This is a genomic window from Streptococcus sp. HMSC066F10, assembly GCF_001813805.1.
GTDB lineage: Bacteria > Bacillota > Bacilli > Lactobacillales > Streptococcaceae > Streptococcus > Streptococcus vaginalis.
Genome location: NZ_KV813957.1, coordinates 1 through 13,055, shown reverse-complemented (window position 1 = coordinate 13,055; position 13,055 = coordinate 1). Strand labels below are relative to the sequence as shown.

The 13,055-nt window shown below is 41.2% G+C and carries 10 protein-coding genes and 1 pseudogene; 10 read left to right on the top strand and 1 reads right to left on the bottom strand.

Features of this window, described 5'->3' with window-relative positions:
• Positions 1–6: 6 nt before the first annotated feature.
• From HMPREF2933_RS01215 to HMPREF2933_RS01170, 9 genes and pseudogenes are all read left to right on the top strand, one after another.
• Complete coding sequence (locus HMPREF2933_RS01215) at positions 7–936, top strand: tagatose-6-phosphate kinase (protein WP_024052544.1); 930 nt, start codon at positions 7–9, stop codon at positions 934–936.
• A gap of 3 nt (positions 937–939) precedes the next feature.
• The gene (gene lacD, locus HMPREF2933_RS01210) at positions 940–1,920 is read left to right on the top strand and encodes a tagatose-bisphosphate aldolase (protein ID WP_024052543.1); all 981 of its coding nucleotides are present in this window, start codon (positions 940–942) and stop codon (positions 1,918–1,920) included.
• A 391-nt stretch (positions 1,921–2,311) separates the two neighbouring features.
• Positions 2,312–3,145: a PRD domain-containing protein gene (locus HMPREF2933_RS01205; protein ID WP_024052542.1), complete on the top strand. Its 834-nt coding sequence runs from the start codon at positions 2,312–2,314 to the stop codon at positions 3,143–3,145.
• A gap of 20 nt (positions 3,146–3,165) precedes the next feature.
• Positions 3,166–3,483 carry a PTS lactose/cellobiose transporter subunit IIA gene (locus tag HMPREF2933_RS01200; RefSeq protein WP_024052541.1) on the top strand — a complete coding sequence of 106 codons (318 nt, stop codon included), beginning with the start codon at positions 3,166–3,168 and terminating at the stop codon, positions 3,481–3,483.
• Positions 3,483–5,189: a lactose-specific PTS transporter subunit EIIC gene (locus HMPREF2933_RS01195; RefSeq protein WP_024052540.1), complete on the top strand. Its 1,707-nt coding sequence runs from the start codon at positions 3,483–3,485 to the stop codon at positions 5,187–5,189. The genes HMPREF2933_RS01200 and HMPREF2933_RS01195 overlap by 1 nt, the downstream gene beginning before the upstream one ends.
• A 95-nt stretch (positions 5,190–5,284) precedes the next feature.
• A complete protein-coding gene (gene lacG, locus HMPREF2933_RS01190) occupies positions 5,285–6,691 on the top strand; it encodes a 6-phospho-beta-galactosidase (RefSeq protein WP_003068615.1) in 1,407 nt (468 codons plus the stop codon).
• A gap of 96 nt (positions 6,692–6,787) precedes the next feature.
• Entirely contained in the window at positions 6,788–7,681 is an 894-nt protein-coding gene (locus HMPREF2933_RS01185; protein WP_024052539.1) for an aldose 1-epimerase family protein, read from the top strand.
• Between the two features lie 224 nt (positions 7,682–7,905).
• A pseudogene (locus tag HMPREF2933_RS01180) lies at positions 7,906–8,049 on the top strand (helix-turn-helix domain-containing protein); the annotation flags it as partial.
• 58 nt (positions 8,050–8,107) lie between these two features.
• Positions 8,108–9,213, top strand: a protein-coding gene (locus HMPREF2933_RS01170) for an IS3 family transposase (RefSeq protein ID WP_118138810.1) whose coding sequence is annotated in 2 segments (ribosomal slippage) — positions 8,108–8,384 and positions 8,384–9,213 — 1,107 coding nt in all. Because the reading frame shifts where the segments join, the coding sequence is not laid out codon by codon here.
• A gap of 42 nt (positions 9,214–9,255) precedes the next feature.
• Here HMPREF2933_RS01170 and HMPREF2933_RS10545 read toward each other — a convergent pair.
• Positions 9,256–9,594, bottom strand: coding sequence for an N-6 DNA methylase (locus tag HMPREF2933_RS10545; RefSeq protein WP_286048960.1), 339 nt, complete (start codon positions 9,592–9,594; stop codon positions 9,256–9,258).
• Between the two features lie 367 nt (positions 9,595–9,961).
• Here HMPREF2933_RS10545 and HMPREF2933_RS01160 point away from each other — a divergent pair, with 367 nt between their 5' ends.
• On the top strand, positions 9,962–12,940 hold the full coding sequence (locus HMPREF2933_RS01160; RefSeq protein WP_070672332.1) for an SHIRT domain-containing protein: 2,979 nt from the start codon (positions 9,962–9,964) through the stop codon (positions 12,938–12,940).
• Positions 12,941–13,055: the final 115 nt, after the last annotated feature.

Below are 13,055 nucleotides of genomic sequence, written 5' to 3'. Positions count from 1 at the left end.
AACCAGATGATTCTTACAGTTACAATGAATCCTTCCATTGATATCTCTTATCCGTTGGAAGAGTTTAAGCTAGACACTGTTAATCGTGTTGCAGAAGTCAGTAAAACAGCTGGCGGAAAAGGTTTAAACGTAACAAGGGTTCTAGCAGAAATTGGCGATCATGTCGCCGCAACAGGATTAATTGGTGGAACAAATGGAAAATTCTTGCTTCAGAATCTCCATCAGAATGTGCAGCAGTCTTTTTATGAAATTTCTGGGGATACCAGGAATTGTATCGCCATTCTGCACGAGGGTAAGCAAACGGAAATCCTGGAAGCTGGGCCAAGAATTTCTGCATCAGAGGCAAATGGCTTCTTGCATCATTTCAAGCACTTGATGGAATCGGCTGATGTAGTCAGCATCTCAGGTAGTTTACCGGCGGGTCTACCAGTTGAGTATTATATTCAGCTTATTGAAATTGCCAATCAATTTGATAATAAAGTCGTCCTGGACTGTTCAGGTGCTGCCTTGGAAGCCGTTTTGAAATCGAATGTAAAGCCAACTGCAATCAAACCAAATAATGAGGAGTTATCCCAATTATTAGGTAGAGAAGTTTCAAAGGATATTGGCGAACTCAAATCTGTTTTGTCTGATCCTTTATTTGAAGGAGTCGAATGGATTATCGTATCACTTGGTGCAGATGGTGCCTTTGCCAAGCACTGGGATACTTTCTACAAGGTAGATATCCCTAAAATTGAAGTAGTCAATCCAGTTGGATCTGGGGACTCGACTGTTGCAGGAATTTCTTCAGCTCTGAGTCATCATGTAGATGATGTCTCTCTATTGAAAAAAGCAAATGTTCTTGGCATGTTAAATGCTCAAGAAAAGATGACTGGACATGTCAATGTTTATCATTATGACGGTCTTTATGAACAAATAAACGTAAAAGAGGTATAAACAATGGTATTAACTGAGCAAAAACGTAAATATATGGAAAAACTTTCTGATGAAAATGGTATCATCTCTGCCCTGGCCTTTGACCAACGTGGAGCCTTGAAACGATTGATGGCTCAATACCAAGAGGCAGAACCAACAGTTGCGCAAATGGAAGAACTGAAAGTTCTGGTAGCTGAAGAACTGACCCCATACGCTTCCTCCATGCTGCTGGATCCAGAATATGGCCTTCCAGCTACAAAAGCCCTGGACAAAAATGCCGGTTTGCTGCTGGCTTATGAAAAAACAGGTTATGACACCTCCAGCACTAAGCGTCTACCGGACTGTCTGGATGTTTGGTCCGCAAAACGTATCAAAGAACAAGGTGCAGATGCTGTTAAGTTTTTGCTCTACTATGATGTAGATAGCTCTGATGAACTCAACCAACAAAAGCAAGCCTATATTGAACGTGTGGGTTCTGAGTGTGTGGCAGAAGATATTCCATTCTTCCTTGAAATCTTGGCTTATGATGAAAAAATTGCGGATGCTTCCAGTGCCGAGTATGCCAAGGTGAAGCCTCGCAAAGTTATTGAAGCCATGAAAGTTTTCTCTGATTCACGTTTCAATATTGATGTTTTGAAGGTTGAAGTACCAGTCAATGTGAAATATGTAGAAGGCTTTGGGGATGGTGAAGTGGTGCATACGAAAGAAGAAGCAGCTGCCTTCTTCAAACAACAGGATGAAGCAACTGATCTTCCTTATATCTATCTGAGCGCTGGTGTAGCAGCTAAGCTTTTCCAAGAAACTCTGGTCTTTGCCCACGAATCTGGTGCTAACTTCAACGGAGTGCTTTGCGGCCGTGCAACTTGGGCCGGCAGTGTCAAAGACTATATTGAGCAAGGGGAAGAAGCAGCTCGTCAATGGCTCCGGACAAGCGGTTTTCAAAATATTGATGAGCTCAATCAAGTGCTTAAGCAAACAGCGACTTCTTGGAAAGAAAGAGTCTAATTCTGCTATTTTATAATGAAATTTTTAACAGCTCTGATTTAAAATAGAAGGGGGAAATAAAAATCCAACGTAAGCGTTTCTGCATAAAATAGAGCTTCTGAAAATTTCCTAAAATAGGATCAGTCATTGGTATCCATTTAGGGAGAGTTATCAATGACTGATTTTCGTTTAAAATCACCAAAAAAAGAAAAAAATGTTTAAAAAGCTCAAAGAAAGGGTTTACAAATTATTAACCTTATGATATACTATAGTCACAAGTTAATAAAAGGTGAATGTTAGTAACTAAGATTACGCATGATCACAGACGAATTAGAGGTAAAAAACTTTCTAAGGGTGTTTGTGGTCATTTTTTATTTTCACAATTCTTGAATATTCAAGTAAGGAGGTTACCATGTATCGGATTCTAAATCCAATGAACCACAATGTCGCTCTTGTCAGAAATGAAAAGGGGAAAGAGTTGGTCATTGTTGGGAAGGGAATCATTTTTGGTAAAAAGAAGGGTGATTTTATCCCAAAAGAAAAGGCTGAGAAAGTCTTTCGGATGAAAACGGAGGAATCGAGAGAAAACTTTGTGAGTCTTCTCAAAGATGTTCCGCTGGATTTCATCACTGTGACCTACGAAGTGATTGACAGTCTTTCAAGGAAGTACAGCTATCCGGTTCAAGATTATATCTATGTCACTTTGACGGACCATATCTACTGTTCTTATCAAGCAGTACAACAGGGACGCTACAAGGACAGCGCTCTTCCAGATGCTAGAGAGAAATATCCAGTTCCTTATCAAATCGCTCAAGAAGCAGTTACTATCTACAGAGAGCGCTTGTTAGATACTTTCCCTGATGATGAGGTAAACCGAATAGCCTATCACTTTATCAATGCCGAGGGCAATTCTGATCCTGAGGGGCAAAGCCATCTGGATAAGCGAAAGGAAATCCTGGGAGCTGTGGAAGCTGAGTTAAGGAAGAATGATATTAGAAGAACGGCTGAAAACAGCAACTTCTATGACCGCTTCATGATTCACTTAAATTATTTCTTAGACTATTTAGATAGGAGTCGGGATGATAATGTGTCACTCCTTGAAATGGAAAGTCAGATAAAGCTGACTTATCCAGAAGCCTATCAAATTGGAAGTACCATTTACGAGATTGTCGCTCAACAAACTGGAGTAGATGTATACAACAGTGAGCGAGTCTACCTTGTTTTACATATTCAACGATTACTTTAACTAAAAAAGGAGGTTCTGTCATGAACAGAGAAGAAGTAACATTACTTGGTTTTGAAATTGTAGCCTATGCAGGCGATGCCCGTTCCAAACTGTTGGAAGCCTTAAAGGCTGCAGAAGCGGGAGATTTTGCTAAGGCAGATGCCTTGGTGGAAGAAACCAATGGCTGCATCGCTGAAGCTCATCATGCTCAGACCAGTCTCTTGACAAAAGAAGCTGCTGGCGAAGACTTGGCTTACAGTGTGACCATGATGCACGGCCAGGATCACCTAATGACTACTATCTTGCTAAAAGACATGATGCACCATTTGATTGAACTATACAAAAGAGGAGTAAAATAATGAACAAACTCATCGGACTTATTGAGAAAGGGAAGCCTTTCTTTGAGAAGATTTCTCGGAATATCTATCTCCGTGCTATTCGGGATGGCTTTATCGCTGGTATGCCAGTCATCCTCTTTTCATCTATCTTTATCTTGATTGCCTATGTGCCAAATGCTTGGGGCTTCCACTGGTCTAAGGACATTGAAACTTTCCTTATGACTCCTTATAGCTATTCGATGGGGATTCTGGCATTCTTTGTAGGCGGAACAACCGCTAAGGCTCTGACAGACTCTGTCAATCGTGATCTGCCAGCGACAAACCAGATTAACTTCTTGTCTACGATGCTGGCTTCCATGGTCGGCTTCCTCCTGATGGCTGCTGAACCTGCTAAGGAAGGTGGCTTCCTGACTGCCTTTATGGGAACCAAAGGTCTTTTGACAGCTTTCATCGCAGCCTTTGTAACGGTTAATGTCTACAAGGTTTGTGTGAAAAATAATGTCACCATTCGTATGCCAGAAGAAGTTCCACCAAATATTTCCCAAGTATTTAAGGACTTGATTCCATTCACTTTGTCAGTGGTTATCCTTTATGCCTTTGAACTGATTGTTAAAGCATCTCTTGGTGTAACTGTTGCAGAATCTATTGGTACGCTTCTGGCTCCTCTCTTCTCTGCAGCTGATGGTTATCTCGGAATTACCCTTATCTTTGGTGCTTATGCTTTCTTCTGGTTTGTGGGTATCCATGGTCCATCAATCGTTGAACCAGCTATTGCAGCCATTACTTATGCCAATATCGATGCCAACCTGCACTTGATTCAAGCTGGTCAACATGCGGATAAGGTCATCACCTCTGGTACACAAATGTTCATCGTTACCATGGGTGGTACTGGTGCAACCTTGATTGTTCCATTCCTCTTCATGTGGCTCTGTAAATCAGAACGAAACAGGGCTATCGGACGTGCCTCTGTTGTTCCTACCTTCTTTGGAGTTAACGAACCAATCCTCTTTGGAGCTCCTATCGTATTGAATCCAATCTTCTTCATTCCATTCATCTTTGCCCCAATTGCCAATGTCTGGATTTTCAAATTCTTTGTCGATACCTTGAACATGAACTCCTTCTCAGCTAACCTTCCATGGGTAACCCCTGGACCTCTGGGAATTGTTCTTGGTACCAACTTCCAACTCTTGTCATTCGTCCTTGCGGCTCTTCTGGTTGTAGTGGATATTATCATCTACTACCCATTCGTCAAGGTTTATGATGAACAAATTCTGGAAGAAGAACGTTCTGGTAAATCAAACGATGCTCTGAAAGAAAAGGTTGCGGCTAACTTCAATACAGCTAAAGCAGATGCGATTCTTGAAAAAGCAGGTGCTGCAGAAGAAGCTCCAGCTCAAAATAATATTACAGAAGAAACAAATGTCCTTGTTCTTTGTGCTGGTGGTGGGACCAGTGGTCTCTTGGCTAACGCTCTCAATAAAGCGGCAGCCGAGTACAATGTCCCTGTTAAAGCAGCAGCTGGTGGCTACGGAGCTCACCGTGAAATGCTTCCTGAGTTTGACCTTGTTATCCTGGCTCCTCAAGTCGCTTCTAACTTTGAAGATATGAAGGCCGAGACAGATAAATTAGGCATCAAATTAGCTAAGACAGAAGGAGCACAATATATTAAGCTCACTCGTGATGGACAAGGCGCTCTGAAATTTGTTCAGGAACAGTTTGAAGACTAAATCAGTTAGCTTATTTGAGATGAAGCAAAATAAGTACTTTCCCTGTTTCCTTTCCAATGCTTCATCTCAAATACTATTATAAAGAGGAGAAAAAGATGGCAAAAACGCTCCCAAAAGATTTTATTTTCGGTGGGGCTACGGCAGCTTATCAGGCTGAAGGAGCTACTCACACAGATGGTAAAGGTCCCGTTGCTTGGGATAAATACTTAGAAGATAATTATTGGTATACGGCAGAACCTGCCAGTGACTTTTATCATAAATATCCAGTTGACCTGGCATTGGCTGAGGAGTACGGTGTGAATGGTATCCGTATTTCGATTGCTTGGTCTCGCATATTCCCAACTGGATATGGTCAAGTCAACCAAAAAGGTGTCGAGTTCTACCACAATTTGTTTGCGGAATGTCATAAACGGCATGTGGAACCATTTGTGACCCTTCATCACTTTGATACTCCGGAAGCCTTGCATTCAAATGGTGATTTTCTCAATCGTGAGAATATCGAACATTTTGTGGACTATGCAGCTTTCTGTTTTGAAGAATTCCCAGAAGTTCGCTATTGGACGACCTTTAATGAGATTGGGCCGATTGGAGACGGCCAGTATCTCGTTGGAAAATTTCCGCCGGGCATCCAATATGACCTAGCCAAGGTCTTCCAATCCCATCACAATATGATGGTCTCTCACGCTCGTGCAGTAAAGCTCTATAAGGATAAGGGCTACAAGGGTGAAATCGGAGTTGTTCATGCACTCCCTACCAAGTATCCTCTTGATCCGGAAAATCCGGATGATGTGGTTGCAGCAGAGTTGGAAGACATTATCCATAACAAATTTATCTTGGATGCGACTTATCTGGGATATTATTCCGAAAAAACCATGGCTGGAGTCAATCATATTCTGACTGCCAATGGTGGTACTTTGGATTTACGAGATGAAGATTTTGAAGCACTTGAAGCGGCTAAAGATCTCAATGACTTCCTCGGAATCAACTACTATATGAGTGACTGGATGCAAGCTTTTGATGGCGAGACTGAAATTATTCACAATGGTAAGGGCGAAAAAGGAAGTTCTAAATACCAAATAAAAGGTGTTGGTAGACGGGTTGCTCCAGACTATGTTCCAAGAACAGACTGGGATTGGATTATATATCCGCAGGGCCTGTATGACCAAATCATGCGGGTGAAACAAGATTATCCAAACTACAAAAAAATCTATATTACCGAGAATGGATTAGGTTATAAAGATGAGTTTGTGAACAATACGGTCTATGATGATGGACGGATTGACTATGTTAAACAACACTTAGAAGTCTTATCTGATGCCATTGCTGATGGAGCAAATGTCAAAGGTTACTTTATTTGGTCGCTGATGGATGTCTTTTCTTGGTCTAATGGTTATGAAAAACGTTATGGGCTTTTCTATGTGGATTTTGATACGCAAGAACGCTATCCAAAGAAGAGTGCTCACTGGTATAAACAAGTAGCTAAAACACAAATTATTGAGTAGGTTTTAAAGATACTTCTTTATTATAATTTCTAATATAAAACGAGAATGTGAGTCTTTGAACTGATATCCTCGTTTTCTTTTGTTTTGGAGGAAAAAATGGTTATTGAATTAAGAAATAATGAATTAACTGTACAGTTTAAGGAGTTTGGAGGTGCTTTATCATCAATTAAAGATGAAGATGGAATAGAATATCTTTGGCAAGGGAATCCACAATATTGGAGTGGCCAGGCCCCTGTTTTATTCCCCATTTGTGGAAGTGTTCGTGACGATAAAGTTAGTTTTGATTCTGACAACAAAGATATTCTAAGGATTATTCCTAGACACGGTTTAGTTAGAAAAGAAAATTTTTTATTTAGACAGATTGATGAGCAAACGATAGCTTTTACTTTTAAGTCCACAGAAGTTACTTTGAAAAATTATCCTTTTAACTTTGGATTAAAAATTATTTATCGCTTACACGAGTCAACGATAACGACTCAATATCAAGTGACGAATACTGAAAATAATAGGATATTACCCTATTTTATTGGAGGACATCCAGGTTTTAATTGCCCGTTAATAGATAGCGATATTTACGAAGATTATTATTTGGAATTTTCTGAAGAAGAGACTTGTAGTATCCCTAAAAGTTTCCCAGAGATAGGATTGCTTGATTTACAAAATCGTACACCGTTTCTCATGAATGAAAGAAAGATTGATTTAGTACATTCACTGTTTTCTCATGACGCCATTACATTTGACAAACTTAAGTCTCGTAGTGTCAGTTTGAAATCTAAGAAAAGTAATAAAGGACTGAGAGTGGATTTTAAAGATTTTTCTAACTTAATTATTTGGTCAACAACTAATAATGGTCCGTTTATTGCTTTAGAACCATGGAGTGGTTTATCTACTTCACTTGAAGAAAGTGATATTTTTGAAGAGAAACGACAAGTGACATTTGTGGAACCAGGAGAAACAAGTATTAAATCATTCGATATTACAATTTTGTAATCACAAGAAGATCAATATGTCCAGAAAAGTTAAAAACTAGTTTCAAAAAACATGCATCTGTCTTATGAGAAAAGGAAAAATATTATACCATTTTTTGATAGCTAACAGCATTAGAAACCTCAAATGGCATTCAGATAAGGATGATATAAATTTTGCTGTCATAACATGACAATTTCCCAGCTTTTTTCTGAAAGTGACATATACTTTTCTTAGGAGAAAGCTAGATGTACCAACGTATAAGAGATTTGAGGGAAGATTATGATTTCGCTCAAAGATATGTTGCAGAAGTGCTTTCCTTTTCTCATACTAACTATGCAAAAATTGAGAGAGGGGAGGTGGTTTTAACAGCCGATGTTCTGAACAGGTTACACTAAACTAGACAGAATTTATAAAGTGTTCTACACTAAAGAAAATAGGAGAAAAACTATGTCTAGAAAAATTCGCCGTTACTTCACAGATGACTTCAAACAACAAATCGTTGACTTGCACAATGCAGGTAGAAAACGCAGTGAACTGATCAAAGAATATGATTTAACGCCCTCAACCTTCGATAAGTGGGTTAAACAAGCAAGAACAACTGGTTCCTTTAAAACTGTCGATAATCTGACAGATGAACAACGTGAGTTGATAGAACTCAGAAAACGAAATAAAGAGCTCGAAATGCAATTAGACATTCTAAAGCAAGCGGCAGTGATTATGGCACGAAAAGGGATATAATCACTGCTAACAAGGATAAATACAGCATTTCAGCCATGTGTCGTTGGTTGAAGATTCCTCGCTCTAGCTATTACTACAAAGCTGTAGAGCCAGTACCTGAAGCAGAACTTGGAGAAAAAATCAAATCTATCTTCCTCGAAAGTAAGTCTAGGTACGGAGCCGGGAAGATAAAAAAATGTCTGGAAGTACAAGGAATCAACTTGTCTCGCCGTCGGATTCGTCGCATCATGAAGAGATTGAATTTGGTTTCTGTTTACCAGAAGGCTGCCTTCAAACCGCATGCTAAAGGGAAGAATGAAGCACCAGTTACGAATTTCTTAGAGAGACAGTTTAACCAACAAAAACCATTGGAAACCCTTGTGACGGACTTAACCTATGTTCGTGTTGCCAATCGTTGGGCTTACGTTTGCTTGATCATTGACCTCTTCAATCGTGAAATCATTGGCCTATCCCTTGGTTGGCACAAGACTGCTGACTTAGTCAAAGAAGCCATTCAAAGCATTCCCTACGCTCTGACCAAGGTCAAACTCTTCCATTCTGATCGTGGTAAGGAGTTTGATAATGCCTTGATTGATGAGATGTTAGAAGCCTTTGGCATCACACGTTCACTGAGTCAAGCGGGTTGTCCTTATGACAATGCGGTAGCTGAGAGTACCTATCGCTCCTTTAAACTGGAGTTTATCAACCAAGAAAACTTCCGCTCTCTGGAAGAATTAACCCTTAAAACTAAGGATTATGTCCACTGGTGGAATCACCATCGCATCCACAGCACTCTTAATTACCAAACACCCATGACTAAAAGAGCAATCGTTTAACAAAAACACTTTATAAATTCTGTCTAGTTTAGTGTAACCTGTTCAAGCTATAAGTGTGCGACCCCAGAGGTTCGTATCGGTTGCAAAGTTTTGAAAATCTTTCATGTAGCCACTCGCACGGAAACGTTCCAGTGGATAGTTGTAAATGATTTTATTGTAGATAGTGATGTTCTTGCGTCCGGCCAGGTGCCACGAAACTATCTCGCTCATGAGCATGGACACCTCGTGCGGCGTGTAGAACTCGCCTGCTTTCTTGCCTGCGTTGGCGGCGAAGTTGCTGATAAGGTGCTCGTAGATGAAGCCCAGGATGTAGTCCTTGTATTCGTTTGCCTCGATTTTCGAGCGCATCTTGTTGGCGGATTCCCATATCTTTGATGCCAATTGCTGCTTGTTCGTCTATTAATCCTCGCTTCTGTAAACTTGGCTGATCGTTTCACCGTCCTGTTCTTGACGGAACACGCACAGCCGTAGCTCACCTGGAGGCCGTCGTGGACAGTTTCGATACCAAGCTTCGGTTTAAAGGCAATGTTGGATGCTCCAGAAGAACCACCGCAGCCCCAAATGTCAATAAGAGCCAAAATGGCAAAGAATCAAGTGCACTATTGTGGTAAAAAAAGTTGCGGTTACAATTGAGATGTGGTATAATATAATTATGAATTGCAAGATTTGGGTGACTTATTCACCCGTAATGAAAGATGTAAACAATTCAAATTGATAGGGGACGTCAAAGAAAGGAGAATCCAACGCCATGCGTAGATGGATAAAAATTATGAAAATAAAAAAGCAGATAAAACATAAAAATGTTATTAGGTTTTTTTCGCTCGCGTTGGCGTCCTTGATGATTTTATCTATGTCATGGACACCAATTACGTATGCCGAAAACTTGCAATACGGACCTCAATCTGAACCGCAAGTTGTCACTCCTGTAAAGGAAGAACCATCAAGTATCAAATCCAACGAGGAACAGGGCGGGGATTTAGAGATCGGACCAGAGATTGTTGATCAACCCGTGGGTGCTGCTATACCGGCACCGACCATTAACAAAGTCTTTTGCGACGCCACAACCATTTCCGGCGGTAAGGTACACAAAGATAAGGTTAATAAAAAGACTGTAGTAGCAACAGTCCATGTAACATTAAAGGCTAAAGACGGCACTGTTAAAGCCACTCTTTCCTATACCCCTAAAAGAGGAAATACCTGGAAAGTAGATTTACCTGCTGGAACAAAAGTTGAAGAAGGAGATACAGTTACTGTCTATCAACAATTAGATGAAAACAAATCACCAGAAGTAACTGCAAATGCTGAGCTATCAATAGCAGGTCAGACAACGCTCACAATGCCCGTCGGCGAAATCTGGATTGAACACACGAACTCCAACCAAGTAAATGACGATGAGAAAGCAGAAGCTACTGAACTGTTGAAGAATGCCAATCCGGAAATTGCGAATAAAATTAAGAGTGTTACATTTTCTATCGATGGCACGGATCATGCCTACTATGAAGTGACCTATACCGATAGATCAATCTCCGGAAAAATTGAAGCTCCGGACCTAAAAATCAAAACGGTAACGGAAACATCTGCTGCTCCGACAATACAAAAAGTCCAGGTAACAGATGGACAGATTATCGTTACATTTGCTGAAGAGGTTGCCGCAGGTACGAAATTTTATTTTGTCAACAATTTCACGGATAACGAGGACAATAGTTTCTGTGAAGATGGAAAATGTATAGTGGACAAATCGACTTGGCGAGAGATGTCTCAAACAGTATCCGTTGACGGCACAAAAGTTACGTTCCCAATCAATGATGATGATTTAAAACTCGGAAAAAAGTTCGGTATTATTGTCAAAGAGCCACATAAATTCCGTTCTTGCGCGAAGTCTGAGCCGGTAATAACAACTCCCCAAAAAGTCGCCGTGAGAGATCCCAAAAAACTAACTGATGACGATAAAAAAGCCATCGATAAAGCTATTCGAGATGCCAATACGGTACATAGCGTATCTAAACTCCCCGATGGAACTGGATTTATAAACGATCCTGCGTTTATCGAGTTTGATAAAGACGGAAACGTTACAATAATCAGTCCTAATGATGTGGAAGTTGATTGGGATGACGACGGCAATCCGGTATATCAAAAAAATGCCGATGGAACCTATAAACTAAACGATGGGGCCAAAGTCACTAAATTCCCTGCTAAAGATCTGGTGAAAAATATCGCACCTAAATCTCCGGTGATTGCAGTAGACACGGATAAGGGTGAAGTAACTATTACCCCACCGGCTTATAAAGATCCCGGTTATGATACCGACTTGGCGTCCTACACGATTACGTATAAGGACGAATCGGGCGCGGAGAAAACCGTCACTGCAACGCGAACCGTAGACGCTACCACAGGTAAGACCACGTGGACATCGGATGGTGCGACCGTTGATGCAAATACTGGGGTAGTAACCCTGGAGATTAAAGAGTTAGCAGTTGGAGCCACCATCACGGCAAAAGCAAAAGATAATGGTGGATTAATTCCTGAAGAAGCTCCGCTTGAATCGGATCTGGCAAGCAAGGCTCTCGAAACTGCCACTGTTAGCTACGACGGTAACGGCGGCACCGGCGAAATGAAAGACAAGAAGCTAAACAAGGGCTCAAAGTACAAGATTTTGAGTAATGCTTTCACTGCTCCTGAAAATAAGGAATTTGACACTTGGGAAGTGAATGGCAAAAAACTAGCGCCAGGCACTGAGATTATGGTTGACAAAGATACGCAAGTCACAGCAATTTGGAAGGAGAGCCGGGTCAAGCTAAAAATCACTACATCCGTAACAAACGGAACCATTGATCCGAGCTGCGATGCATATAAGGGAGACAATAAGACCATAAACTATGCACCAAAGGATGGTTACAAGCTAAAGAGCGTAACCGTTGATGCCAAGGAAATGGATATATCTAAATATCCAAATAGCTATACCTTTACGAACCTCGATAAAAACCATGAAATAGCCGTTGTGTATGAACTCCATACATACACAGTGACCTACGACTGGGGTGGAGATGCACCAGAGGGAAAGGCTGTTCCGAAAGATACAGGCAGCTACCACAAGGGTGATCGCTACACCGTAGATACCACCTACAAGAAGAACGACACGGTAAAAGGTGAGAAGGACGGTAAGAAAGGTACGTGGACCTTCAGCGGTTGGACCGATCCGAATAACGGCACCATGGGTGACAAGAACGCAAGCATTACAGGTTCTTGGACCTTCACCGAAGCTAACAAGTATCAGGTTGTCTACAACTGGGGTAAGGACGCACCGGCAGGAAAAGAGCTCCCGAAGAATAGTGATAGTTACTATGCTGGTGATCACTACACCGTAGATACCACCTACAAGAAGAACGACACGGTAAAAGGTGAGAAGGACGGTAAGAAAGGTACGTGGACCTTCAGCGGTTGGACCGATCCGAATAACGGCACCATGGGTGACAAGAACGCAAGCATTACAGGTTCTTGGACCTTCACCGAAGAACCGGCCAAACCGGAGCATCCAATGAACCCAGGAACAGCACAGCCTGGTTCTATAAATGGAAATACAGGAAATAAAGGGACAAATTCTTCTGCAAATGTTCTACCAAAAACTGGCGATGCAACGAGCGCACCATTCTATGTAGGTGTCATGACACTGATTGGATCTGCTCTTTCAGCACTAGCACTGGGGCTTAAGAAAAATAACAACCAATAGGTTAGGCAATGCAACATAGGGAGTTTGTAATCCCGAACATTACGGTATAGTCGTGAAATACGGCTATACCGTTTTTTCGGGCTCATTGTCAACTGTAGTGGGTTGAAGAAAAGCT